General features: G+C 63.5%; 25 protein-coding genes. 12 read left to right on the top strand and 13 right to left on the bottom strand.

Annotation, left to right across the window (positions count from 1 at the left end; all coding sequences use genetic code 11):
• Positions 1 to 119: 119 nt before the first annotated feature.
• Complete coding sequence (locus tag R0J92_RS07335) at positions 120 to 2,087, top strand: lytic transglycosylase domain-containing protein (RefSeq protein ID WP_411051224.1); 1,968 nt, start codon at positions 120 to 122, stop codon at positions 2,085 to 2,087.
• Here R0J92_RS07335 and R0J92_RS07330 read toward each other — a convergent pair.
• Together R0J92_RS07330 and mnmD are read right to left on the bottom strand one after the other, a co-directional pair.
• Positions 2,043 to 2,918 (bottom strand): DMT family transporter, encoded by an 876-nt coding sequence (locus R0J92_RS07330; protein WP_243394898.1) that lies wholly within the window; start codon positions 2,916 to 2,918, stop codon positions 2,043 to 2,045. The genes R0J92_RS07335 and R0J92_RS07330 overlap by 45 nt on opposite strands.
• Before the next feature lie 15 nt (positions 2,919 to 2,933).
• Entirely contained in the window at positions 2,934 to 3,617 is a 684-nt protein-coding gene (gene mnmD / locus R0J92_RS07325; RefSeq protein WP_411051223.1) for a tRNA (5-methylaminomethyl-2-thiouridine)(34)-methyltransferase MnmD, read from the bottom strand.
• A gap of 58 nt (positions 3,618 to 3,675) precedes the next feature.
• On the opposite strand from mnmD, the gene R0J92_RS07320 reads away from it, so the two are divergent.
• The gene (locus R0J92_RS07320; RefSeq protein WP_411051222.1) at positions 3,676 to 4,728 is read left to right on the top strand and encodes an NAD(P)/FAD-dependent oxidoreductase; all 1,053 of its coding nucleotides are present in this window, start codon (positions 3,676 to 3,678) and stop codon (positions 4,726 to 4,728) included.
• 179 nt (positions 4,729 to 4,907) lie between these two features.
• Here R0J92_RS07320 and R0J92_RS07315 read toward each other — a convergent pair whose 3' ends face one another.
• From R0J92_RS07315 to R0J92_RS07305, 3 genes are all read right to left on the bottom strand, one after another.
• Positions 4,908 to 5,453, bottom strand: a complete 546-nt coding sequence (locus tag R0J92_RS07315; protein ID WP_411051221.1) for an NADPH-dependent FMN reductase — start codon at positions 5,451 to 5,453, stop codon at positions 4,908 to 4,910.
• A gap of 180 nt (positions 5,454 to 5,633) precedes the next feature.
• Positions 5,634 to 6,299, bottom strand: a complete 666-nt coding sequence (locus tag R0J92_RS07310) for an OmpA family protein (RefSeq protein ID WP_106161448.1) — start codon at positions 6,297 to 6,299, stop codon at positions 5,634 to 5,636.
• Positions 6,300 to 6,466: 167 nt separating this feature from the next.
• Entirely contained in the window at positions 6,467 to 7,156 is a 690-nt protein-coding gene (locus R0J92_RS07305) for a helix-turn-helix transcriptional regulator (RefSeq protein WP_411051219.1), read from the bottom strand.
• Between the two features lie 136 nt (positions 7,157 to 7,292).
• On the opposite strand from R0J92_RS07305, the gene R0J92_RS07300 reads away from it, so the two are divergent.
• Positions 7,293 to 7,550 carry a hypothetical protein gene (locus R0J92_RS07300; protein WP_106161444.1) on the top strand — a complete coding sequence of 86 codons (258 nt, stop codon included), beginning with the start codon at positions 7,293 to 7,295 and terminating at the stop codon, positions 7,548 to 7,550.
• Here the strand turns inward: R0J92_RS07300 and R0J92_RS07295 are convergent.
• Entirely contained in the window at positions 7,486 to 8,337 is an 852-nt protein-coding gene (locus R0J92_RS07295) for a methylated-DNA--[protein]-cysteine S-methyltransferase (protein ID WP_411051218.1), read from the bottom strand. The genes R0J92_RS07300 and R0J92_RS07295 overlap by 65 nt on opposite strands.
• 347 nt (positions 8,338 to 8,684) lie before the next feature.
• Between R0J92_RS07295 and R0J92_RS07290 the strand changes: the two genes are divergently transcribed.
• The 4 genes from R0J92_RS07290 (at position 8,685) to R0J92_RS07275 (ending at position 14,975) form a co-directional block, all read left to right on the top strand.
• Positions 8,685 to 10,211 (top strand): ABC-F family ATP-binding cassette domain-containing protein, encoded by a 1,527-nt coding sequence (locus tag R0J92_RS07290; RefSeq protein WP_411051217.1) that lies wholly within the window; start codon positions 8,685 to 8,687, stop codon positions 10,209 to 10,211.
• Between the two features lie 393 nt (positions 10,212 to 10,604).
• Positions 10,605 to 11,249 carry an endonuclease III gene (gene nth, locus R0J92_RS07285; protein ID WP_317384486.1) on the top strand — a complete coding sequence of 215 codons (645 nt, stop codon included), beginning with the start codon at positions 10,605 to 10,607 and terminating at the stop codon, positions 11,247 to 11,249.
• Positions 11,246 to 12,244 carry an adenosine kinase gene (locus tag R0J92_RS07280; RefSeq protein WP_411051216.1) on the top strand — a complete coding sequence of 333 codons (999 nt, stop codon included), beginning with the start codon at positions 11,246 to 11,248 and terminating at the stop codon, positions 12,242 to 12,244. Before nth ends, R0J92_RS07280 begins: the two co-directional genes overlap by 4 nt.
• A gap of 352 nt (positions 12,245 to 12,596) precedes the next feature.
• Entirely contained in the window at positions 12,597 to 14,975 is a 2,379-nt protein-coding gene (locus R0J92_RS07275) for a methyl-accepting chemotaxis protein (protein ID WP_411051215.1), read from the top strand.
• Positions 14,976 to 15,029: 54 nt separating this feature from the next.
• Here the strand turns inward: R0J92_RS07275 and R0J92_RS07270 are convergent, their stop codons facing one another.
• A complete protein-coding gene (locus tag R0J92_RS07270) occupies positions 15,030 to 15,518 on the bottom strand; it encodes a MarR family winged helix-turn-helix transcriptional regulator (RefSeq protein ID WP_411051214.1) in 489 nt (162 codons plus the stop codon).
• Positions 15,519 to 15,622: 104 nt separating this feature from the next.
• Between R0J92_RS07270 and R0J92_RS07265 the strand changes: the two genes are divergently transcribed.
• The gene (locus R0J92_RS07265; protein ID WP_411051213.1) at positions 15,623 to 16,519 is read left to right on the top strand and encodes a DMT family transporter; all 897 of its coding nucleotides are present in this window, start codon (positions 15,623 to 15,625) and stop codon (positions 16,517 to 16,519) included.
• Between the two features lie 3 nt (positions 16,520 to 16,522).
• Here the strand turns inward: R0J92_RS07265 and R0J92_RS07260 are convergent, their stop codons facing one another.
• Complete coding sequence (locus R0J92_RS07260) at positions 16,523 to 17,083, bottom strand: hypothetical protein (protein WP_411051212.1); 561 nt, start codon at positions 17,081 to 17,083, stop codon at positions 16,523 to 16,525.
• Positions 17,046 to 17,552 (bottom strand): RNA pyrophosphohydrolase, encoded by a 507-nt coding sequence (locus R0J92_RS07255; protein ID WP_106161429.1) that lies wholly within the window; start codon positions 17,550 to 17,552, stop codon positions 17,046 to 17,048. Before R0J92_RS07255 ends, R0J92_RS07260 begins: the two co-directional genes overlap by 38 nt.
• Before the next feature lie 170 nt (positions 17,553 to 17,722).
• Here R0J92_RS07255 and R0J92_RS07250 point away from each other — a divergent pair, with 170 nt between their 5' ends.
• Together R0J92_RS07250 and R0J92_RS07245 are read left to right on the top strand one after the other, a co-directional pair.
• On the top strand, positions 17,723 to 19,750 hold the full coding sequence (locus R0J92_RS07250; RefSeq protein WP_411051211.1) for an FAD-dependent oxidoreductase: 2,028 nt from the start codon (positions 17,723 to 17,725) through the stop codon (positions 19,748 to 19,750).
• A 124-nt stretch (positions 19,751 to 19,874) separates the two neighbouring features.
• Positions 19,875 to 20,435, top strand: a complete 561-nt coding sequence (locus R0J92_RS07245; protein ID WP_411051210.1) for a type 1 glutamine amidotransferase domain-containing protein — start codon at positions 19,875 to 19,877, stop codon at positions 20,433 to 20,435.
• A 367-nt stretch (positions 20,436 to 20,802) separates the two neighbouring features.
• Here R0J92_RS07245 and R0J92_RS07240 read toward each other — a convergent pair whose 3' ends face one another.
• On the bottom strand, positions 20,803 to 21,150 hold the full coding sequence (locus tag R0J92_RS07240) for an antibiotic biosynthesis monooxygenase family protein (protein ID WP_411051209.1): 348 nt from the start codon (positions 21,148 to 21,150) through the stop codon (positions 20,803 to 20,805).
• Positions 21,147 to 21,479 (bottom strand): NIPSNAP family protein, encoded by a 333-nt coding sequence (locus R0J92_RS07235; protein WP_411051207.1) that lies wholly within the window; start codon positions 21,477 to 21,479, stop codon positions 21,147 to 21,149. The genes R0J92_RS07240 and R0J92_RS07235 overlap by 4 nt, the downstream gene beginning before the upstream one ends.
• A 210-nt stretch (positions 21,480 to 21,689) precedes the next feature.
• Here R0J92_RS07235 and R0J92_RS07230 point away from each other — a divergent pair, with 210 nt between their 5' ends.
• Both R0J92_RS07230 and R0J92_RS07225 read left to right on the top strand, forming a co-directional pair.
• The gene (locus R0J92_RS07230; protein WP_317384497.1) at positions 21,690 to 22,595 is read left to right on the top strand and encodes a LysR family transcriptional regulator; all 906 of its coding nucleotides are present in this window, start codon (positions 21,690 to 21,692) and stop codon (positions 22,593 to 22,595) included.
• Positions 22,596 to 22,783: 188 nt separating this feature from the next.
• The gene (locus R0J92_RS07225) at positions 22,784 to 23,371 is read left to right on the top strand and encodes a LysE family translocator (RefSeq protein WP_411051206.1); all 588 of its coding nucleotides are present in this window, start codon (positions 22,784 to 22,786) and stop codon (positions 23,369 to 23,371) included.
• A 12-nt stretch (positions 23,372 to 23,383) separates the two neighbouring features.
• Here R0J92_RS07225 and R0J92_RS07220 read toward each other — a convergent pair whose 3' ends face one another.
• Positions 23,384 to 24,412 carry an OmpA family protein gene (locus tag R0J92_RS07220; protein ID WP_411051205.1) on the bottom strand — a complete coding sequence of 343 codons (1,029 nt, stop codon included), beginning with the start codon at positions 24,410 to 24,412 and terminating at the stop codon, positions 23,384 to 23,386.
• Positions 24,409 to 24,981: a peroxidase-related enzyme gene (locus tag R0J92_RS07215; protein WP_411051204.1), complete on the bottom strand. Its 573-nt coding sequence runs from the start codon at positions 24,979 to 24,981 to the stop codon at positions 24,409 to 24,411. The genes R0J92_RS07220 and R0J92_RS07215 overlap by 4 nt, the downstream gene beginning before the upstream one ends.
• Positions 24,982 to 25,005 lie beyond the last annotated feature (24 nt).

Below are 25,005 nucleotides of genomic sequence, written 5' to 3'. Positions count from 1 at the left end.
ATTTTCTTGCGGGCAATTCCTTGCCCGGACGCACGTGCTGGCGGGAAATTGAGTTGCACCCGGGTCCACACGCACTATCGTCACAGGCTGTATCCCCGGAATGCTGGAAAATGCAAGAGATGACACGCAGACTTGCCTGCTCGTTGCTGATTTGTGCGACCCTTTTTGGTGCCCCTGCCCTGGCCCGCGGGCTGGAAACCGCGCTGCCGCTGATGCGCGACGGCCAGTGGCAGGAGGCGCTGATCGACGCTGGCGAGGAAGGCTCCATCCCGCACGACGTGATCCAATGGCACCATTTGCGGGCTGGCAAGGGATCGGCGCGCCAGGTGATGTCCTTTATTGAGCGCCGCGCCGACTGGCCTGGCATGGAATACCTGCGCCGCCAGAGCGAAGAGGTGATCGCCAAGGCTGGACAGGCTACCATTCTGGCGTTTCACGGCGAGGATGGCCAAGCCCAGACCCCCGAAGGCGCGCTGAGCCTCGGGGAAGCGCTCATTGCCTCTGGCCAGACCGAGGCCGGACAGGCCGAGTTGATCCGCGCCTGGCGCAGCATGGCCATGACGGACGAAACCCAGACCGACTTCCTCGCCCGTCACAAATCGCTCCTGGCCAAACATCATGAGGCCCGGCTGACCCGGCTGTTGTGGGACGGGCACAAGGTTTCTTCCCGCCGCATGCTGGATCTGGTCAGCGCAGGTGCCCGCAAGCTGGCCGAGGCGCGCATCGCCCTGCAGGATCAGGCCAATGGCGTCGATGCGGCGATTGCCGCGGTGCCCGACAGCCTGCAGGATGACTCTGGCCTCGCCTATGACCGCTTTGCCTGGCGTGATGCCAAGCGGCGGCAGGATGACGCCATCGCCATGATGCTGGAGCGCTCCACCTCGGCAGAGGCTCTGGGAGAGCCGTCCAAATGGCTGACCCGGCGCCGCGACTTTGCCCGTCAACTGATGCGCGACAATGACAACACCCGCGCCTACAAGCTGGCCGCCTATCATTTTGCCAGCCCCGAGGATGGCTATGGCTACGCCGACAATGAATGGATCGCGGGCTATGTGGCGCTGCGCAAACTCGATGACGCCGAACTGGCGGTCTATCACTTCACCCGCTTCCTTGCGGCAGTCGAAAGCCCGATCTCTGTGGGCCGCGCCGGTTACTGGCTGGGCCGCGCCTATGCGCAGATGGGCGAGATCGACAAGGCGCACGCGGCCTATCGACTGGGGGCGAAATTCCAGAGCTCCTACTACGGTTTATTGTCGGCACAGGCGCTGGGGCGCGGCTTTGACCCGCGTCTGACCACGCCGGACGCACCCGATTGGAAGGGTGCGCCGTTCCTTACCTCCTCGGTCTACAAGGCGGGCATTGCATTGTTGGAGGCGGGCGACCTGTCGCTCGGTGAACGCTTCCTGACCCATCTTGTTGAAACCCTACCGCCGGATGAAGCGCTGCAACTGGGGCAGATGGCGGTGGATCGGGAGCAGCCACATCTGGCAGTGATGATCTCCAAACGTGCGGCCCAAGATGGGCTGGAACTGGCAGGCGCCTACTACCCGCTGCACCCGGTCACCCAGATGAGTCTTCCGATGGCCTCCGAGATGGTATTGGCAATCGCCCGGCGGGAAAGCGAGTTCGACCCGGTGGTCATCAGTCACGTGGGCGCGCGCGGATTGATGCAGGTGATGCCCGCCACCGCAGAACTGGTGGCGCGCGACCTGGACATCATCGACGATCACAAAACCGCACGGTTGACCGAGGACTGGCAATATAATGCCACACTCGGTGCCGCCTATCTGGCGCGACTGGCGGGCGACTTCGACGGCAATGTGGTCCTGATGGCCGCAGGCTATAATGCCGGGCCTCACCGTCCGACCGCCTGGATGGAGCGCTACGGCGATCCGCGCAGCGCGGAGGTCGATGTGATCGACTGGATCGAGCACATCCCCTTCAACGAGACCCGCAACTACGTGATGCGGGTCACCGAGAGCATGCCGGTCTACCGCGCCCGACTGGGGCAGACGCCCCTGCCGGTGCCGTTTACACGCGAGCTAGCGGGCCGAACGCTTCAGGTTTTCGCGCCAAAAAGTGAATAGGCCCGCCGCCACCACCAGCCCGGCGCCGATCACCACATTGGTGCGCATATCCTCGCCAAACACTGTGAGCCCGATCATCGCGGCCCAGGGCAACTGCATGTAGGCAAAGGGCTGCACGGCGCTGGCCTCGGCCATCTCGTAGCATTTGATCAGCAGCCAGTGCCCAAGGGCGCCGGTCACGCAGAGGGTCGCCATCCAGCCCCAGTCCGGCGCGGTCATCGGCTCCCACCACCACAGGCCCAGAGGCGTGATGAACAGCATGCCGTAGACTCCGGTGTAGAAGAAACTGGTGGCAGTGGTGTCGCGCCGCGCCACATAACGCGTCAGCAGTCCGTAAAGCGCAAACATCAGCGCCGCCAGCAGCGGGATCAGGGCCGCCACCTGGAACACGCCCGATCCCGGCTGCAGGATGATCAGCACCCCGAGAAAGCCCACCCCGATCGCCGCCCAGCGCCGCCAGCCCACCTGTTCGCCCAGAATGGGTCCGGAAAGCGCCGCGATCAGCAGCGGGTAGCAGACAAAGACCGCGTGGCTCTCGACCAGCCCCAGTACGGTGAAGGCCAGCACCATGACGCAGATTTCCGCCACCAGCACAAAGGCGCGGAAGATCTGCACCCCCTTCTGGCTGGTCTGCGCGGCGGCCCGGAGGCTGCCCGTCTGCTTCAGCGCCAGCGCGATAACGAAGGCAGCGAAGAACCAATAGCGAATGGTGATCACCATAAAGACGTTGTATTCGCTCGCCAGATGGCGCGAGACCCCGTCCTGCAGGGCAAAGACGATGGTGGCCCCGATCATCAACAGAATGCCCAGTTTGGTGTCGTTCTTGGCCATGACCTGATCCATGGTTCAGCCTTTCAATTCGCGCGTCAAAATTGCCTGCGTCATATGTCGTTTGCGTCCAAATCCCGGTGTGCGTGTCACGGTGAAACCTGCTTCGTCCAGCCCGCGACGGACAAATCCGGCCGCGGTATAGGTCGCCGCTGTGCCGCCGGGACGGGTGTGATCCGCCACCGCCTGCAACAGGTCTTCCTGCCACAGCTCCGGGTTTTTGGCGGGTGAGAACCCGTCCAGAAACCAGGCGTCCGCCTGCTCTGTCCACTCCGGCAGCGACAGGCGTGCGTCGCCGATGACAACCTCCAGCTGCAGGGTGCCAAGATCACAACGCCCGCCGCCGCTCCACCACGCCAGAAACCGCTCCGCCCATGGCGTGATGTCCGGAAAGGCTTCCAGCGCGCGGGCCATGTCTTCGGGCACCATCGGAAAGGCCTCGAAACTGGTGAACCGCAGCGGCGAGGTCTGCCCGCTCTCTTCCCAGGCGCGCCAGGCCGCCAGCATGTTGAGCCCGGTGCCAAACCCCAGCTCGGCAATGTGAAACCCGGGAGCGAACCGCGCCGGCAGATCATTGCCCGCAAGGAACACATGCTCGGTCTCCAGCAGGCCGTTGTGCAACGAGAAATAGGGGTCATCAAACTGGTCGGAGACGGGCAGATCCCCCTCCCGCCAGCTCAGCCGTGCCTGCTGGTCTGCCATCGCGATTTCCTTTAGGTGGAGCGTGGTACGTGGGCGAACCTGACGAAAGGTCACAGAAATGGCAACTGCTGATATCACGGTTGATGTTACGGTGCGCGGGGCCGGGATCTTTGGCCTGTCGATCGCCTGGATCTGCCACCGGCGCGGCGCAAGGGTGCAGGTGATCGACCCCGCCGGACCGGGCGCGGGGTCCAGCGGTGGTGTCGTCGGGGCCCTCGCCCCGCATGTGCCGGAAAACTGGAACCCCAAAAAGGCGTTCCAGCTTGAAAGCCTGCTGATGGCCGAGGCCTTCTGGCAGGATGTAGAGGCGACGGGCGGCGTGTCGGCAGGCTATGGCCGCCTGGGCCGCCTGCAACCGATCGCTGATGCGCGCACGTTGGAGCTGGCCGAGGCACGGTGCCAGACTGCGGCGGATCTATGGCAGGGCAAGGCGACCTGGCAGGTCCGACCGGCCTCGGACTTCGGCGACTGGTGCCCGCCCAGCGCCACGGGTCAGGTGATCCACGACACGCTCTCGGCCCGCATGCATCCCCGCCGCGCCTGCGCCGCGCTGGTGGCCGCGCTGCGTGCCGGAGGCGTTGAGGTCAGCGGCGATGGTCGGGAGGCGGGGCTTGTGCTGCATGCCACCGGCTATCAGGGGCTGTTGGAGCTGATCGCACTATCACCGCGCACCGTGGGGGGCGGCGTCAAGGGGCAAGCCGCGCTCCTGGCCCATGATGCCGGCGCGGTGCCGCAGCTCTACGCGGACGGATTGCACATCATTCCGCATGCGGATGGCACGCTGGCCATCGGCTCCACCAGCGAGCGGGAGTTTGGCCGCCCCGATGAGACCGACAGCCAGCTCGACGACGTGATCGCCCGAGCGGTCGCCGCGATGCCGCAGCTAGCGGGTGTGGACGTGCTGGATCGCTGGGCAGGGGTGCGGCCCCGCGCCCGCTCCCGCGCGCCGATGCTGGGCGCCTACCCCGGGCGCGCCGGGCATTTCATTGCCAATGGTGGTTTCAAGATCGGCTTCGGCATGGCGCCGAAGATCGCCGCGGTGATGGCCGATCTGCTGCTGGAGGGGCGCGACGCCATCCCGGAAGGGTTTCGGGTCACGGACAACCTCTGACCTGTCACACCGCCGCGCCGCCTTCGCCAGAGGGGTTGCGCTGCGCTTCGCGCATCGCGGTGGAGCGGGGGCCGCGCCCTGCGGGCGCGGCCCCCGCTCGGCCCAACGCTTTGTGGGGTCCCGCCAGGGGCACCGTCAAAGGGGCGGGAGCCCCCCCCCCCGCGCTGTTCGCAACCCTATCAGACAGAGGTGGCTGCCGCGCGGAGCTGCGTCATCAGCTCGGTCAGCGTCTTGGTGTAGATCTCGCTGGTCAGTTGCCCGGCGTCATCGAACTCCTTGCTCGACCCGGCCAGATGCACTTCCGGCCCAGGTAGAACCTGTGGGCGAAACGGCACGAGAAAGCTGCGCAGGATCATCTGCGACCGCTCGCCACCGGCGCGCCCTGCCGCCGCTGACATCACCGCCACCGGCTTGTCCTGCCACGGGGTGCCCTCGGTGCGACTGACCCAATCCAGCGCGTTCTTCAACACGCCGGAGGGGCCCTTGTTGTATTCCGGGGTGGAGATCACCACCGCATCCGCCCGCGCGATCTGATCCGCCAGCATCTGCACATCCGCCGGGATGCCAGATGCGGCCTCCACATCACCGTCATAGAGCGGCAGGTTCAGATCGCCCTCGACCACCTCGGCGGGACCGAACAGTCGCGCGGCCTCGCGGGCCAGCTTGCGATTGGTCGCCTCCTTGCGCAGAGAGCCGGACAGAATAAGCAATACGGGGTCGGCCATGGTCGTTCTCCTGTAGTATGTGCTGTGTCACAAACAAAGCTAGGGTGCGCCAGCGTGCAAACCAACACCTGTCACCGCAGACGCCTGTGCGTTGCTCCACAGGGCACGGATCTTAAGGCGCCAAAAGAAAAGAGGCCGCGCACAACGCGCAGCCTCTTTCCCGTGTCTGAATGGATGGCGTCAGGTTGCCTGCGGAATAATCACGATTTCCACGCGGCGGTTGCGGGCCTTGCCCTCGCCGGTCAGGTTGCTCGCCACCGGCTGCTCCTCACCGCGACCGATGATGCGCATACGGCTGTAGGACACGCCGCCAGCAGCCATCTCGTCCGCAACCGCATTGGCGCGGCGCTCGGACAAGGAATAGTTGTAGGAGGCCGCGCCGTCGCTGTCGGTGTGACCGATCACCTGCACCACGCTGCCAGGGTAACGCTGCAAGCTGCCCGCCACCTTGCGCAGATCGCTGCGCACCAGGGAAGAGATCGCCGAGCTGTCGGTGGCAAAGGTCAGATCATTGGGCAGCGACACGATCAGACGGTCGCCGGTATTGACGATGGAAATCGAGTCATTGTCGAGATTTTGACGCAGTTCCGCTTCCTGCTTGTCCAGTTGGCGCCCGATCAGACCACCTGCGAGCGCCCCCACCGCAGCCGTACCGATGATGGTTTCAGCCTTGTCGTCATCCGACGTCGCTGCACCGAGCCCAGCGCCGATCAAACCACCAATGATGGCCCCGTTCTGAGAGCGGTTCGTTCCGCCGGGAGCGCCATAGGAGGCGGGATCGTCACAGGCGCTCAGCGCCACGGCAGCGGCCAGAACGCCAAGGGCGGGGAGTTTTGCAAAAGACATTACAGTCTACCTTTTCTTCCTCAAACCTGTCTCGCAACGTATCCGGGGTCAGCCCCAGAGTGAGACGTTACGTGTAGATATTGTATGCATCGACCGGCACAGCAAGCGGTCCCCCCGCGCGTTCGGCGGATTGCCGCGCACCTCTCGCCCCGCTCGGCCAAGCCACATTACAGGTTATAAACAAACGTATCGCGTTCTTGTTCCTGCCAGAGTTTTCTCAAGAGCGGCGCTTCTTCGACAAAATGGGCATCCTGCAGATCCGCAGCCAGCATCCGATCCGTGCGGAAATGGCGAAATCCATGGCGCAATTCGCACCACGCGGCCAGCAGCGTGCAGTCCACGTGATAGATCAGTGCCAGCGGTCGCAGGATCCGTTCGCTCTGTTCCTCGGCTTCATTGACATAGACCAGACGCAACTTCTGTGCGCTGCGGACCGCCTGTCGCAGGATCGCCTTGGACACGCAGCCATTGTCGGGATCATCCTGCGGCGCGCCATAGGGGGCCACCTGCAGCCATTCGGCGCTGGCATGTACGTCGCAGATCTTGCGCCCGACCCGCGCGGCGGCCTGCTGCAGGGCACCGTCGCCGGTGCGCATCAGCATCGCCAATCCCACATGCAGCGCCTCGATCTCTTCCTCGTCAAAGTTCAGCGGCGGCAGATCATAGCCCTTGCGCAGCATATACCCGATGCCCGCCTCGCCCTCGACCGGGGTGCGCATCGCCTGCAGCGCAGCAATATCGCGATAGATCGTGCGTTTGGAGACTTCGAGCTGCGCCGCCAGATCTTCGGCCCGCATCGGCGTCGCGGCGGCGCGCAGGATCTGGATCAATTCGAACAGCCGGTTGCTGCGGGTCATGGGAACCTCCGGTGGCGTGGCGGGTGGCATGTCGAGTGACATCCTGCTGCCACTCTAGCACGCACCACTGACAACAGGGTGTCAGCAGTACTCTGCTTTTGATGGGGCATCACACAGCCCGCAAAGGAGATTTCCCATGCTGTCCTATGACTGGATCGTCCTTGTCACCCTCGGCCTCGACCGCTGGGACACGCCACGCCGCCCGCGCACCACTTATGAGATCGAGCGGGAGGAGGCCTGGCAGGCCACCGCCGAGCATCAGACCGCGCTGCGACAGGCCCGCCGCAAGGCGCTGCTGTTGCCACTGCGGACCCTGATCGCGCGGATGTTCACGCGGCGCTCTCATGTGCGGCATCTGCGCGCGCGGCCTCGAACGCCAGCATCGCGCGTTTGACCGGCAGCCCCCAGTGGTAGCCCCCCATCGCACCGCCCTTGCGCAACACGCGGTGGCAGGGGATGAGCCAGCTCAGCGGGTTCTTCCCCACCGCGGTGCCCACGGCGCGCACCGCGCGGGGGCTGTCGATCACCTCGGCAATCTCGCCATAGGTGGTGGCGCTGCCCTCGGGGATGGTCAGCAGCGCTTCCCAAACCTTGATCTGCAGCGGCGCGCCGATCAGATGCAACCGCGCCTCTCCCTTGCGGGCAAAGGCCGCTTCCACCGGCGCGCGCAAGGCGCCCCCATCCTCGACAAAGGCCGCGTTGGGCCAGCGCGCCCGCATGTCCGCCAACGCCTGATCCGCGCCCACTTCGGCGGCAAAGGCCAGACCGCAGAGCCCCTTTTCGGTGCCCATCGCCAGCGCCGCACCAAAGGGGCTGTCGAACCAGCCCCAGCGCACCGTCAGACCCTCGCCCCGACGGGCATATTCACCCGGGCTCATCGCTTCCCAGCGCAGGAACAGATCGTGCAGCCGCCCGGAGCCGGACAGACCCACCGCATGCGCGGTCTCCAGCAGGGGCAGATCCTCGCGCAGCAGGGACTTGGCGTGGCCCAGCCGCAGATACTGCTGGTAGCGCTTGGGCGAGACCCCAGCCCAGGCGGAAAACACCCGCTGGAAATGCGCCGGGCTCATGCCCATCTGCGCCGACAGCTCCTCCAGCGACAGGTTTGCGCCACCGGCATCGATCAACTCGATGGCGCGGCGGATCACCCCGTAGTGATAGGCCTGTTCATCCCGTTGCATGGTTGCTGTCCTCGATCATCCGTCATCTTGTTTCCTCCACCGTAGCGAGCCCCCCGCCCCGGCGCGACCCGGAACCTGCGATTTCAGGGGATCACGGGCATTGCCGGGCTGGCTCCGACATGATGGGACAAGACACTTGCCAAGATTTTCAAGGCCTCCTACTCTGGGGGCAAAGGTCACATGCAACAACGGGAGGGCATCAGCTGAACATGCGTATCATCCGCCGACTTCAGCATGGTCCCCGTTTCGCCCTGTAAATCCGTTTGCAGGGCCGACCGCGAGAACACTCTCATCACAGGTCTGCCCATAGCCGCGCTGCGGCCATACCCTTTTGATCCGAGTTTCAGATGTCCCTTCTCAATACAAACGCTTTGGGCGTGACCCTTGGTGAGCCGCTGTTTGCCGACCTCACCCTGACGATTTCCAAATCCGACCGCATCGGTCTGGTGGCTGCCAACGGGCGCGGCAAATCCACTCTGCTGGCCTGCCTGTCCGGCGAACGGGAGCAGACCAGCGGCGAGATCACCCGCGCCCGTGGCCTGCGGGTCGGCCATGTCAAACAGGATGTCCCGCCCGAGGCCCTGTCGCACAGTTTATATGACTGGGTTCTGGCCGCGCTTCCGGCCGAGCAGGCCGAATACGAAGGCTGGCGCGTGGATGTCGTGTTGGACACGCTGCAAATCCCTTACGCGCATTTTCACACCCCGCTGGCAGACCTCAGCGGCGGCTGGCAGCGCAGTGCGATGCTGGCGGCGACCTGGGTTTGTGAGCCGGATCTGCTGCTGCTGGACGAGCCCACTAACCACCTGGACCTCCACCGCATTTCCCTTCTCGAGGCCTGGCTGGCGGCGCTGCCCCGCGACGTGCCGGTGGTGATCACCTCACATGATCGCGCGTTTCTGGATGCCACGACCAACCGCACCCTGTTCCTGCGAGCGGAGGCCTCCCGCGTGTTCCAACTGCCTTTTTCAGCCGCTCGCGCGGCTTTGGACGAGGCGGATGCGGCGGATGCCCGACGTCTGACCAATGATCTGAACAAGGCCAAACAATTGCGCCGTCAGGCGGCCAAGCTGAAGAACGTCGGCCTCAACTCCGGCTCCGACCTGTTGCTGACCAAGACCCGCCAGTTGAGCGACCGCGCCGACAGGCTGGAGGAGGCGGCAAAACCGGCGCACAGGGAGCGATCAGCGGGCGACATCAAGCTGGCGAACAGTGGCACCCACGCGCGGGCCCTGATCACATTGGACGACATCGCGGTGGAAACACCGGACGGGCGAATGTTGTACAAAACCGGGCAGAAATGGCTGTGTCGGGGCGACAGGGTCGTGCTGCTGGGCCAGAACGGGGCAGGCAAGACGCAGCTGATCCGGATGATCGCAGACGCTCTGAGTGGCGTGGATGACCGGGTGAAATGCGCCGCCTCGTTGGTTCCGGCCTATTCGGATCAGCAGCTGAGCCAACTGCCCGGCTCCGACACGCCGCTTGCCATGGTGACGGCACACAGCGCCATTGGCGACCAGCGCGCCCGTGGGGTCCTGGCCGGGGCCGGCATCGACATCCAGATGCAGGAACGGCGCATCGACAGCCTGTCAGGCGGCCAGAAAGCCCGGCTGGCCATGCTGCTGCTGCGGCTGAGGGAGCCCAATTTCTATCTGCTGGACGAGCCGACCAACCATCTGGACATCGAGGGACAGGAGGCGCTGGAAGCCGAACTGGTCGCACATGACGCCTCCTGCCTGCTGGTGAGCCATGACCGGCAGTTCCTGCGCAACGTCGGCAATCGCTTCTGGTGGATCAAGGGTCGCAAGCTGCAGGAGGTAGACGATCCCGAAGCCTTCCTGAGCGACCACAGCGCGGGCTTGGGGACACTATAGCCTCCTGCGGTGGCCGCTGTTGCGTCGCAGCCAGATTTATGCGGTCGCTGCACCGGCAACGCCCATAAAAAGTGGCGCCTGTCCTGACCCATTGTTTCGCGCGCGAAACATTAGGGCAGCTGTGCTGTCCTAATGTCTTGCCACACGACCGTAGCCCTCCCGCCCCTTTGACCTGTGGCAAAGCCACCGTCCAAAGCGTTGGGCCGGGCGGGGGCCGCGCCTGCAAGGCGCGGCCCCCGCCCCCCGCGATGCGCAAGGCGCAGCGCAACCCCTCCGGCGTTCCCCTCAGCGGCACGTGAAACCGCGACTTTTGCACCGCACCCGCAAAGGCCGGACAAATGCCCGGTGTTTTTGATTTGCGCCCCCGCGCCCCAGCAGGCACAACAGCGCCCGATGGCCAAGCAACTCGATTATCATACCCTCCGCGAGATCTTCACGCGGTTTCAGGATGCCGATGCAGCCCCCGTGGGCGAGCTGGATCACGTCAATGTCTACACGCTTGTCGTGGCCGTGGCGCTGTCGGCGCAGGCCACCGATGCCGGTGTGAACCGCGCCACCAAGGAGCTGTTCAGGATTGCCGACACGCCGCAAAAGATGCTGGATCTGGGCGAAGAGGGCGTAATCGCGCACATCAAGACCATCGGCCTCTACCGCAACAAGGCCAAGAACGTCATCAAGCTTTCGCGCATTCTGGTCGAGCAATACGGTGGCGAGGTGCCCTGTTCCCGCGCCGCGCTCGAAAGCCTGCCCGGCGTCGGCCGCAAGACCGCCAATGTGGTGTTGAACATGTGGTGGCGCCATCCGGCGCAGGCTGTGGACACCCATATCTTTCGCGTCGGCAATCGCTCCGGCATCGCGCCGGGCAAGACCGTGGACGCGGTGGAGCGTGCCATCGAGGACAACATTCCGGTCGATTTCCAGCTCCACGCCCATCACTGGCTGATCCTGCACGGCCGCTATCACTGCAAGGCGCGCAAACCCATGTGCCCCACCTGCATCATCCGAGACCTCTGTCAGTACGAGGACAAAACTTTATGACCAAGACCTATCAACTCGTGGGCATCGGCAACGCCGTTGTCGATGTGATCTCGCAATGCGATGACAGCTTTCTCGACCATATGGGGATCGAAAAGGGCATCATGCAGCTCATCGAGCGGGATCGCAGCGAAGTGCTGTTTGCCGCGATGAAGGACCGGGTGCAAACGCCCGGCGGCTCGGTCGCCAATACCATCGCCGGGGCCGGGGCGCTTGGCCTCACCTCCGCCTTCATCGGCCGGGTGCATGACGACGCCATCGGCCGGTTCTACGCCAGCGCAATGCAGGACGAGGGTGTCGATTTCGTCAATGCCCCCGTCGCAGGCGGCGAGCTGCCGACCTCGCGCACGATGATCTTCGTCTCGCCCGACGGCGAACGCTCCATGAATACCTACCTCGGGATTTCCTCGGAACTCAGCTCCGACGACGTGCCCAGTGAGGTGGCCGGACAGGCGCAGATCATGTTCCTCGAGGGCTATCTCTTCGACAAGGACAAGGGCAAAACAGCCTTCATGGAGGCCGCACGGGACTGCAAGGCCGGCGGCGGCAAGCCCGGCATCGCGATATCCGATCCCTTCTGCGTCGAACGTCATCGCGCGGATTTCCTGAAGCTGATCGAAAGCGAGCTGAGCTTCGTGATCGGCAATGAGGCTGAGATCAAATCCCTGTTCGAGACCGATGACCTCGAAGAGGCGCTGCAAAAGACCTCGGCCATCTGCCCCTTGGTGGTCTGCACCCGCTCTGGCGACGGGGTGACAGTGGTCAGCGAGGAAGGCCGCATCGACATCCCCGTGACCAAGGTCGTGCCTGTGGACGCCACCGGCGCAGGGGATCAATTTGCAGCCGGGTTCTTGTTCGGCCTTGCGTCGGGCCGTGACCTTGAGACCTGCGCACGCATCGGCAACACCTGCGCCGCAGAGGTGATAAGTCATATCGGGCCGCGTCCCAAGACCGATATGCGTAGCCTGCTGCAAGCCCAAGGCCTGATCAACGCCTGATCCGTTTTTGGCTATTTCAAATGGCGGGGGCGGGCTTTGAGCGCGCCCGCCCCTCCCGCTTCGATCCACTACACCCTCGCCTGCATTCAAAAAATCAATTCAACCCACGGCAATGTAAATTCGAGAGACTGAGGAGGGACGAGATCTCACCCACCGAAACGAATCACCCAACCCATTGAAAAAACAATAAATTGCGAAAACCGGCCAACACTGGCGGGTAAGACGCACAAAAAACTGCCGCAAAAGCCAGGTTGTGCCCAAAAGACATGCAGCCTCCCACATATTTGCGAAATCTTAAATGGTGCCAGCGCCTTCTATCCTGCAGGTTACGCCACTCCGACAGGATCGCACCATGTTTCGCACCAACACCATAAAGATTTCTCGCAAGCTGCCCCTCTTCTTCGCAGGCTTTTGTGCTGTTACCGGCGCTCTACTGATCGCGGCTTCGCTCTTGGCATTCAGGGGGTTTGCCAAAGACACCACAGAGCGCCAAATGGCGTCCTTGCTGGCGGACAGAAGTGCATCAATCCGTCGAATGATGAGCGGGATAGAGGCGGACCTAGTGTCGCTTGCGCGCTCTCCTGCCACAACCTCAGCCCTGGTTGCCTTTGAAGAGAGCTGGGCCGCGTTGGGATCTGACGCGGACACCACGCTGCAACGCGCTTATATCGCGGACAACAGCCACCCGTCCGGCGAGAAGCATAGATTACTGCGAGCGGACGGGGACGCGACCTATCATGATGCCCATGAAACCTTTCATACCGGGCTTCGCACGCTGATCGAGACCAAGGGCTACTATGATGCTTTTCTGATCAGCCCAGCGGGCGACATTGTCTACTCCGTTTTCAAAGAAAAGGACTACGCCACGAATCTGATAGATGGCAGCTATGCGAATTCCAACCTGGCAGAGGCGTTCCGTTCGGCGAATGCAGCAGAGGTCGGCGAGGTGATCTTTGCCGATATGCAACCCTATGCCCCCAGCAACGGAGCAGCGGCCGCCTTTCTGGCCACCCCGGTTTCGGCCCAGGATGGCACGCCACTTGGTGTGGTTGCATTGCAGGTGCCGGTTGATCTTTTGGGTCTGATCACCAACAACGCCGACGGCCTTGGCGAAACCGCGCAGGTCTACCTTCTGGGCGCAGACCGGAAAACGCGGACCACGTCCCGGTTTGAAGACGGTTTCCAAGTTCTCGAGGCGCTGCCGGACAATGAACAGGTGGCGCTGGCGCTCGATGGCGAGCGCCACTTTCTGGACGCTGCAACCGGGATCTCGGGTCATCCGGTTTATGCCTATTCGCAGCCTCTTGGTCTGGACGTCGCCAACTGGGCCTTGGTTGTGGAACAAGACGTCACTGACATCATGGCGCCATTGCGCCAGCAAGCCTGGATGCTGGCTCTGATCGGGCTGGCAATATGTGGGGTCATGTCCGTTTTCGGCTGGCGTATCGCGCGCTCGATCACCCAACCGCTGCATCATATTTCCACGGGTATGAACACAGTGGCTGCTGGCGATCTCTCAACCGAAGTTGCCGAGGCTCAGCGCGGCGACGAGATTGGCGACATCGGCAAGGCGCTGCTGTCGCTGCAGGATGACTTGCGCGTGGCGCGCACCGCCGAAGAGGGCCGCGCCGAACAGCAGCGCGAGCAGGAGGTCGTCGTGGAAAATCTCAGCACAGGTCTTCTGCGCCTGTCGCAGGGGGATTTCTCGGCCACGATAGATACGCCCTTCTCCGGAGAGCACGAGAAACTGCGTACCGATTTCAACACGACCGTGACCAAGCTCAACGATACACTTGGTCAGGTGGTGACCGCGATCGAGCGCATTCGCAACGGCGCGGCGGAGATCAATCAGTCATCGGATGATCTGTCGCATCGCACCGAAAGTCAGGCTGCCACACTGGAAGAAACAGCCGCTGCGCTGGAAGAGATCACCGCCAGCGTCAAATCGGCAGCCGACGGCGCGCGCAGCGTCGAACAGATCACAGGAGAGGCCAAGCAAGAGGCCGAAGTGAGCGGTCAGGTGGTGCAGAATGCGGTCACCGCCATGACCGAGATCGAGCAGTCCTCCAAGAAGATCGAACAGATCATTTCTGTGATCGACGACATCGCCTTTCAGACCAATCTGCTGGCGCTCAACGCCGGGGTCGAGGCGGCCCGGGCGGGCGAGGCGGGGCGCGGCTTTGCCGTGGTCGCGAGCGAAGTGCGCGGTCTGGCACAGCGGTCTTCCGACGCCGCGATGGAGATCAAGGCGCTGATCGGTGAAAGCTCCAAGCAGGTCGATCAAGGCGTCGATCTGGTCGGTAAGGCCGGCGAGGCGCTGGAGACGATCACAAAGCGGGTGAACCATATCTCGCAGCTGATTTCTGGCATTGCCGAGGGCGCGGCGGAGCAGTCAAACGGCATCGAAGAGATCAACACAGGCATGGTGCAGCTGGATCAGGTGACGCAGCAGAATGCCGCCATGGTCGAAGAAGCCTCCGCCGCCTGCCAGATGCTGGACAGCGACGCATCCGAACTGGGCGGCGTGGTGGCGAACTTCCGGCTTGCGGGCAAACCAACGGCCCCCACTGCGCGTACGTCCCCCCCGGCCCCAACCGCCCATGCCGACGACAGCTGGGACGTTGACGAGGGCTGGGACACCTCGGACAACAGCAGTGATGCAACGCCCAGCAAACCGACGGCCCACGGCAGCGAGGGCAGCGCGGCGCTCAATTACTACGAAGACTTCTAGGGCTCCGGGCTGGGCCACCCCCTCCCCTCAAGACATCAGGAGAGCAGCTGCCCCTCAGCTGCTCTCCAATGCGTTCAGGGCCTTGGCCAACAGCGCGCTGAGCTGCGCGACTTCCTCCGCCGAAAGCCCCTCGATCAGGTCGGCCTGGGTGGCCACATGTGCCTCCACCACCTGATCGATCAGCGCGCGCCCTTCGGGCGTCAAGGCGATCAGAAAGCTGCGGCTGTCTTCGGGGTTGGTGGTGCGACTGACCAACCCGTCCACCTCAAGGCGGTCAATCCGGTTGGTCATGGTACCAGAAGCCACCATCGTCGCCTTCATCAATGCGCCAGCAGACAAGCAATGCGGCGTCCCGGCCCGCCGCAGAGTGGCAAGCACGTCGAACTTGGCCGCGTTGAGGCCAAAGCGGGCGAAGGTCTTCTCCATCGGTTTCAGATAGGCGAGGCTCAATCTGCCCACCCGACCGACCACTCCCATCGCCGTCACATCGAGGTCCGGGCGTTCGCGTCGCCACTGATCCAATATAAATTCCACATGATCCATGCCGCAGTAATGTGACCTGGTGGGGCAGAGGTCAATCTATGAGGTTATCTTGACGTCGAAGCATTATCGCATTACTTCGACGTCAAGATATATAGGAGCGCACCATGATTCCCTCGAAAGACTTGGCCCTGGCGGCGCTTGCGCCCGCGATATGGGGCAGCAGCTATATCGTGACCACCACCTTCCTGCCCGGCGAGTCCCCTTATCTGGTGGCGCTGCTGCGCGCCCTGCCAGCGGGCCTTTTACTCTTGCTGTTCGTTCGGCAATTGCCACCTCTGGCCTTGCTGCCAAAGATCTTCGTGCTGGGCGCGCTCAATTTCTCGGTATTCTGGGCGCTGCTGTTCCTCTCAGCCTATCGCCTGCCCGGCGGGGTGGCGGCGACGCTTGGCGCGGTGCAGCCGCTGTTTGTGCTCGGCTTGTCCGGAGCACTGCTGGGCACCCGGATCCATGGCAAGGGAGTGGCAGCGGCGCTCTTCGGCATTGTCGGCGTCGGGCTGCTGGTACTGGGGCCGGAAGCAACGCTCGATCCGCTTGGCGTGGTGGCGGGTCTGGGCGGCGCACTGTCGATGGCCACCGGCGTGGTTCTGACGCGCAAATGGCAGCCCGGTGTGCCGGCGCTGACCTTTACCGCCTGGCAGCTGACCGCCGGGGGGCTGCTGCTGATCCCGGTGGCAATCATCGCCCTGCCAGCCTGGCCGACCCTGACCGTGGGCAACCTGCTGGGGCTGGCCTACATGAGCCTGATCGGCGGCGCCCTGACTTATATCCTGTGGTTCCGCGGCATTGGACGCATCGCCCCGGCGCAGATCTCGCTCCTTGGGGTGTTCAGCCCGATGACGGCTGTAACCCTTGGGGCGTTGTTTGCAGGAGAGAGCTTCACCGCGCTGCAAGCCGCCGGGGCACTGGTGGCGCTGTTCAGTGTCTGGCTGGGGCAACAGAAATCCCAGCACCCTGCGCAAGCGTCCGCTGCGCACACTGCGCCGAATATCGCGGCCCGCTAGACTCTAATCGAGGGCGGGCACCTGCTGCGCGCCCTCCAGGGTATCGGGCAATTTCGACGGGCAGGCCCGGCCCCGATGGCATTGCAGCACCGTATCGCCGGCACTGCCATCTTCCGCATCAAAGAAGAACCCGCCGCAGGGTTCGACCACCGCCACCACCCGGCCCTCCTGCTGGCGGGCAAAGAACAGGTAGCGCGCGTCTGAGACCAACGCCCCACACCAGGGGCCCAGGCAATGCGCCTCCAGGGTGATTTCGCCCTCAACCGGCTGGTCAAACATGCGATCTCCCAGCATCAGCCCGGAAACCTGCGCCGGAATTTCGACCGGCTGTTTGGTCGCCTGCGGGGCCGCCTCGGAATATGTCGGCAAAAGCGCCTCGTCGAACGTGACACGACCCTCGATGATCACGAAGGGGTCCTCGCTCTTGGAGACGATCCGGTAGACGTCCCCGGGCCCCATCGGCAGACAACTGAGCGCCTGTGCCTGCGTGGCACAGAACAGGGCCAGCGCACCCGACAGCAGCGCCTCAGAGATGCGCTTTGAATTCCTCGACCACACGGGCATAGACCTCTCGCTTGAAGGGGACGACCTTTTCAACCAGCTCGGCGACCGGCTGCCAGCACCAAGCGGAGAATTCGGGATCGTCGGTTTGAATGTTGATCTGCGCGTCCTGCCCGACAAAGCGCATCAGGTACCATTTCTGTTCCTGACCACGGTATTTGCCGCCCCAAAAATGCGGCACCACCTCTTGCGGCAGATCATAGGGCAACCAGCCGTCGCTTTCGGCGATGATCTCCACCAGATCGGGCGTGACGCCGGTTTCTTCTTCCAGCTCGCGCAGGGCGGCGGCGCGGGCATCTTCGCCCTTGTCGATGCCCCCCTGAGGCATTTGCCAAGCCTCCTTGTGCCGGTCCATGCGTTGCCCGACCCAAACATCGCCCGCGCCATTGATCAGCATCACGCCGACATTGGGGCGATAGGGCAGCGCGGCAATTTGCGCGGCGCTGAAGGCTTTAGGGGGCGTCTTGCTCATCAGATGCGGGCTCCGCGTTGATCCAGGTGTCGCCACCTTAGACCGTGTGCCGCCGGGGCACGCAAGGGGGTGACGCCGCGTTGACGGGTGACAATCCGCTGCAGCCGCGCGATCTTGTCGCCCAAAGGGGCCGCCGTGCGGTGGCCCGACGGATATGGAGGGAGAGTGTCATGGCTGCGTACCCACATTTGCTGGCCCCGCTGGATCTGGGCTTCACGACGCTGAAGAACCGGGTGCTGATGGGCTCCATGCACACCGGGCTGGAGGAGACCCGCGACTGGCCAAGGGTGGCGGAATTCTACGCGGCGCGCGCCCGTGGTGGCGTGGCGTTGATGGTCACTGGCGGCATCGGTCCGAACCTCGAAGGATCAGTGCTGCCGGGGGCGGCGATGATGACCACGAAAAAGGATGTCGCCAACCATGCGGTGGTCACAGCTGCGGTGCATGAGGCGGGCGGCAAGATCGCGATGCAAATCCTGCACGCGGGCCGGTATTCCTATGGGCCGAAATGCGTCGCGCCCAGCCCGGTGAAATCGCCGATCTCGCCCTTTCCGCCGGCGGAGTTGGACGAGGAGGGTATCGAGAAGCAGATCTCCGATATCGTGAACGCCGCCCGTCTGGCGCAGGAGGCGGGCTATGACGGCGTCGAGATCATGGGTTCCGAAGGATATTTCCTGAACCAGTTCCTCGTCACCCACACCAACAAGCGCGAGGATCGCTGGGGCGGGTCGTATGAAAACCGCATGCGCCTGCCAATCGAGGTGGTGCGCCGGGTGCGTGAGGCCGTGGGGCGCGAATTCATCCTGATCTACCGCCTGTCGATGATTGACCTTGTGCCAAATGGCTCGACCTTCGAGGAGGTTGTGCAGCTGGCCAAGGCGGTGGAGACTGCGGGTGCCACCATCATCAACACCGGCATCGGCTGGCACGAGGCGCGCATTCCGACCATTGCCACCTCGGTGCCGCGCGCAGCCTTTGCCTGGGTCACGCAAAAGCTGATGGGTCATGTGTCGATCCCTGTGATCACCTCGAACCGTATCAATACGCCGGAGGTGGCCGAGGACGTGCTGTCGCAGGGCTGCGCCGACATGGTGTCGATGGCGCGCCCCATGCTGGCGGATGCAGATTTCGTGGCCAAGGCCGCAGAGGAGCGCGGGACCGAGATCGCGCCCTGCATCGCCTGCAATCAGGCCTGCCTGGATCATACCTTCGGTGGCAAACTGACCTCCTGTCTGGTCAATCCCCGCGCCTGCCATGAAACCGAGCTGGTGTTGAACAAGGCCGAGGTGACAAAATCCGTCGCCATCGTCGGCGCCGGACCTGCGGGCCTGTCGACCGCGCTGGCGGCGGCGGAACGGGGGCATGCGGTGACGCTCTTTGACGCCGCCGAGGAGATCGGTGGCCAGCTGAACATGGCCAAGCAGATCCCCGGCAAGGAAGAGTTCTGGGGGCTGGTGGATTGGTACCGCACCATGGTCGCCAAGGCCGAAATCACCTTGCAGCTGGGCCGCCGGGTCGGTGCCGAGGACCTGAGCGGGTTCGACGAGGTGATCATCGCCACCGGTGTCCTGCCGCGCGATCCGGGCATTCCGGGACAGGACCACGCGTCCGTGGTGAGCTATATCGACGTGCTGCGCCACAAGGTACCCGTGGGCGATAAGGTGGCCGTGATCGGCGCTGGCGGCATCGGGTTTGATGTCTCCGAATACCTGCTGCACGAGGGCGAGAGCCCTACCGAAAGCCTGCCGCTGTGGATGCGCGAATGGGGGGTCACGGACCCTGCGGAGCATCGCTCCGGCCTGGCCCCGGAAGGCCCCCAGCCCGAAGCCCCCGCCCGTCAGGTCACCCTGCTGCAGCGCAAGGCCGAACGCCATGGCAAGCGGCTCGGCAAGACCACCGGCTGGATCCACAGAGCCGCGCTCAAGATGAAGGAGGTCGAGTTTGTCGGCGGCGTGAACTACGAACGCATCGACGACGCGGGCCTGCATGTGAGCTTTGGCGAGACGCGGGACAATCCCACCGTGATCGCCGCCGATACCATCGTGCTCTGTGCAGGGCAGGTCAGCGAACGCTCTCTGGCGGATGCGCTGGAGGCCAAGGGCATCACGCCCCATGTGATTGGGGGGGCTGATGTGGCCTCCGAGCTGGACGCCAAACGCGCCATCAACCAGGGCACCCGGCTGGCGGCGACACTCTAGTCGCTTCACGTCGCGTCAGCCGATCTAAGATCGACCCCGTCCGGAACAATCTGGGCGGGGCTTCGTTTTCCGGGTGACGAGACCGCGGTGACGCGATCTCAACGCAGATAGGAAAGGACACGACATGCCAAAGATTTCCGACGCAAAAATCCTCATCATTTCGACGCATGGTTTTGAGAAATCCGAGCTTGAAGTGCCGCGCGACCAGCTGCGCGCCAAGGGTGCCACGGTCCATGTCGCCACCTTGGACGGCAAGCCGGTCAAGGGCTGGGAAGGCCCGGACTGGAAGGGTGAGGCCGAAGCCGACCTGAAGATCGCGGACGCCAATACCTTCGACTACGACGCGCTGGTCATTCCAGGTGGCCAGATCAATCCCGACCTGTTGCGGGTCGAGGCGGATGTGATCAAGCGGGTCAAGGATTTCCACAACGAAGGTAAAGTGATCGCCGCGGTCTGCCATGCGCCTTGGGTGCTGGCCGAAGCCGGGATCGTCAAAGGGCGCGATATGACCTCTTACGGGTCGATCAAGACCGATATCGTCAACGCAGGCGCCAAATGGCAGGATGCCGAAGTCGTGGCGGACGCAGGTATTGTAACCAGCCGTCAACCCGACGACCTCGACGCCTTTGTGGCGAAGATTGTCGAAGAGGTCGAAGAAGGTCGTCACGAGCGAAAGGCCGCCTGAGCCGGAAAGATCGCAGCAATACGGCCGGTGGGGCTCCCGCCCCCGCGCCTGCCCCGGCTTTGCCGGGACCGGCTGGCGGCGTTGGGCCGGGCATCGCTGCGCGATGCAGGAAAACCCACTGAGAGGCGCTTCAGGGGCAGATCTGCTCCTGAAGCGCCTTTTGCAGTTTACGAGACCTCTCCCGCCTCAAGGATAAACCGTGCCGGGTCAAGGGCCGCAGATGCGGCCCTTGACCCGGCGCCGGTCAGGTCAGCCGCACCGTTGGCGTGACCCGCGACCGCAGCGCGCCGCGGGCGCGCTGCGCGGCCCAACAGGAGGTTGGCATTTGAATGCAACCCCGACTGGCGGGAGGGCTGCCGACCACGTTTCAGCTGTCATGCAGGGCGCGACTGTCTGCCGGAGCCTGCGCGCGCTCCGTCATGCCATAGTCACGCATCACGCCGGCAACCCGCAGGCGGTAGTCGGCAAAATAGCCCTCGCGCCCGTTGCTCTGTGCGGCGCGATGCTTCTCCAGCTGCCGCCAGCGCGCCAATGCGTCCTCATCTTCCCAGAACGACAGCGACAGCAGCTTGCCCGGTGTGGTCAGGCTCTGGAACCGCTCCACCGAAATGAACCCTTCCATACCCTCGAACAGCGGCCTGAGCGCGGCGGCGTGTTCCAGATAGGCGTCCTGTTTGCCCTCCGCCGGGATGACTTCGAATATGACTGCGATCACTGTGCCTCTCCTGTGGTGCCATGGGGTGCCGAGGCCAGTGTGAGCCAGCTGCGGTCTTCACGCAAAATGAACTTTTCCGCCTGTGCAAATTCATAGTTCTGCCGTCCCAGCGGATCGGCTGCCAAACGCGCGCGATAGGCTTCATAGTCGGCCAGAGACGGTATCGAATAGATGCCATAGGCCAGTGTCGAGGAGCCCTCATGCGGGGCGAAATAGCCGATCAGGTCTGCACCATTGCGGGGAATGGCCTGCCCCCAGGTCTGCGCATACTGGCGGAACTGCGCCTGTTTCGTGGGGTCGATCTGGTAGCGGATGATGCAGGTCAGCATGGCAGGAGTCCTCGTGTTTTCAATGACCTCTCCTGATACCCCGCCCGCATCGCACAAGGCTTCGGTGTGGAGCGAACTGTTGCACATCGCTTGTTTCCCCAGCCTGAACGATCCGGCGAAAACCCTGCAATTATCCCAAGCCCGCCCCGTTCTTGCCCGAATTCCCCCGCAGGAAGGACGCAAGACAGAATGTGCGACGAGGATTGTGAAATGGACCGACTGACCGAGATGGAAGCCTTTGCCAATGTGGTGGATCAAGGTGGCTTCACCGACGCCGCCAAGAGGATGGGCATCTCCAAGTCGGCGGTTTCCAAACATGTGTCCAGCCTCGAGGCCCGCCTCGGCGCCCGTCTCCTGAACCGGACCACGCGCCGCGTGTCGCCCACCGAAATCGGTCTGGCCTATTACGACCGCGCCCGTCGGGTGCTGAACGATGCCGGCGAGGCGGATGCCCTGGTGACCTCCATGCAGACCGCGCCCTCGGGACTGTTGCGGATCTCGGTCGCCACCGATTTCGGCGTCAACCACCTGTCGCCGGTGCTGTCAGAGTTTCTCGGTGATTATCCCGACATCACCGTCAACATGGTGCTGAACAACCGTTTTGTGGAGCTGATCTCCGAAGGGTTCGACATGGCGCTGCGCATTGGCGAGCTGGAAGACAGCTCCCTGCGGGCCCGCAAGCTAACCGAGACCACCAAGCGGATGGTGGCCTCGCCCGGATACCTTGAGAAATACGGCCGCCCGCAGAAGATCGACGACCTCAACGAGCACAAGCTCCTGCATTACTCCAACCAGTCCAGCGGCAACGTCTGGAAACTGACCGCCCCGTCCGGCGAGAAGCGCCAGGTGCGCTCCACCGGCTGGCTGTCGGTCAACGACGGGCAATCGCTGCTGAACGCGGCGATCTCGGGTCTCGGGATCGCCTATCTGCCGAGCTATCTTTATGCCGAGGCCAAGGCCGAAGGGCTGATCGAAGATGTCATGCCCGCGCTGCCGGTCGAAACCCTTGGCGTCTATGCCGTCTACCCGCCGGGCCGTTTCACCCAACCGAAGGTGCGCGCCTTTATCGACTTCCTCGTCCATGCCTTTGCTCAGAAAGGCATGGAAACCTGGTAGGGCGCGCCCCGCCTCTGCCCCCGACTGCAAAGCCATTCACGGCCCTGCCCGACGTTCTGCCCCTTGCGCCTTCCGCGAGGGGCTTTTTCGTCTGTCGGGAGCCTCCAATGCGCAGGTTTCGGGTCGCGATAGAAGTGAATTGCCGGGCATCTCTAAGGCTCACATCCTGCCCCCCGAGGAGAGCCATCATGATACTTGCCTTGCTGATGTTCTTGTTCCCGCTGGCCTATAGCCCCGGTCCCGGAAACCTGTATTTTGCCGCAGCGGGGGCACGGTTTGGGGCGAGTGGCACCTTGGCGGCTTCGGCCGGATATCACCTTGCAACATGGGGCATCACACTGATGATCGGCTTTGGCAGCCTGACGATCATCGCGCAGGCGCCAGCGGTGTTTGGCACTCTGAAACTGTTGGGTGGCCTCTATATACTGTGGATCGCCTGGCGGTTCCTGAAGGCCAGCCACACCGGTGTGACCACAACGGCGTCCTCGGCCCGGTTCAGTGATGGGGTGATGCTGCTGCTTCTCAATCCAAAGGCCTATGTCGTCATCGCCCTGATGTTCACCCAGTTCCTGCCGCCTTTGGATCGGGAGAACGCTGGGCTGGTCATCCTGATCACCACCGTCTTCACACTCAATAACTTGCTGGCATTTACAGTCTGGACGCTGGTCGGCGATCGGCTTGGCACCGCCTTCTCAAGCCCCGGACAAGCGCGACTGCTGAACAAAGGGTTCGCCCTGATGCTGTTTGGTGTCGCGGTCTGGATCCTGTTGGCGTGAGGCCGAGGGCGTTCAGGGCTGAACCAGGACCGCCTCTACCCGGCGATTGATTTCGCGCCCAGCCTCGGTGGTATTGGGTGCCAGCGGGGCCATAAAGCCAGCCCCGGCGACTTGAATGCGATCCCCAGAAATCTCATACTTGGAGACCAGCCGCGCGCGCACACTGGCGGCCCGTTGGCGTGAGATCGCGATGTTTCCATCCAACGCACCAACCGTATCGGTATGACCCACCAGCAGGATCACGGCGCTCTGGTTGCTGCGCATGAATGTGGCCAGCTGTTCCAGCGTATCAAACGGCCCTTCCCCCATCTGGGTCGAGCCGGTGTCGAACTCCAGATCCAGAAGCGGCACATGTCCCTGCAACACCAGCAGGTCCTTGATCGCACCGGTAGACAGGCTGCCGCCCTTCTTCACGGCGTCTATCAGCAGGGCCTGCTCTGCTGATGCCGAAAGGGCGGTATTGCCATCTGTCACATCGTCAGAACTCTCGGCATCTGGCGACGACAACGCCTCAGGAAGCGAGGGGGGACGCACGCGATGTGCCGGGTCATACCGCTCCAACAGCTGCACATAGACCGATCCGGCGGTGCGGGAGGCCAGTAACGACACCGCCGCGCCTGTCTCCGGGTGCTGGGCTGACAGGAATTCATAATCCGAGAGGTTCACCGCCATGTCCGGTGCCGGGATCACCTCGATTCCAAACCGAAATCCGAACCCGCCGCAGGCGCGCGCCGTGCAGCTGTAGATGGTCTCAAATCCCTGTTCGTGCAGCGCGCTCCGGATCGGCGCAAGAACCTGCAGCGTGCTCCAATTGCCACTGACCCGCCAGCTGCGCCGGTAAACGCGCCCTTCCAGCGCGCGGGCCGGCACGTCATCCCCGGCAACCGGGCCGGTGGGAATAAGCAGCGTATCAAGTGGCGTTTCCTGCTCGCGCAGCAGCTCCTCGCCGTCAGGCAGCGGAATCTGGATCGGCGCAGCAAGTGCCGCATGCCCACCAAGTCCAAGCGCCAGCGCAACAGGGAGAAGCCGCCGCAGGCTCAACGGAACTGCCCGTGGTATTCAGCGTTGGGCACCATTGCGGTGGCACTGGCGACACGGTTGGTCATGTTGAAAAAACCCGTCACATTGGCGATATCCCAGATGTCACGATCATCGAAACCGTTGACGCGCAAATCCTCGCGATCAGCCTCTTCGATCTCGGCACTGGCGCGCGTCATCTTTGCGGCGAAATCCAGCATCGCGCGCTGCCGTGCATCCAGCGGCGCCACGCGGTAGTTCATCACCAGCATCTCGCCCAGCTGCGGATCGCCTGACAATTGTCGCACCGCGGCCCCATGCGCGACGAGACAGTAGAAGCACTTGTTGATGGAGGAGACGACGACGGCAATCATTTCCCGCTCCAGCTTCGTCAGCTTGCTGTCGCCCAGCATCAGGTCGTTGTACATGGCGGTAAAGGCATTGAGCTTTTCAACGTCAAACGCATGCGCCTTCAGCACATTGGGCACCATGCCCAGCTTATCCTGACAGATGTCAAAATACTTCTGCGTTTCAGGTGGCAGCGGGTCCGTCATTGGCAGGTCGAGCGCGGTGGGTTCTTTTATCTGTGTCATGCGGGCGCCCTCCTCCGGCGACTG

Source organism: Tritonibacter sp. SIMBA_163, from assembly GCF_046535935.1.
In the GTDB taxonomy this organism is placed as follows: Bacteria; Pseudomonadota; Alphaproteobacteria; order Rhodobacterales; family Rhodobacteraceae; genus Epibacterium; species Epibacterium scottomollicae.
This window is presented reverse-complemented; position numbering and strand designations above follow the sequence as displayed.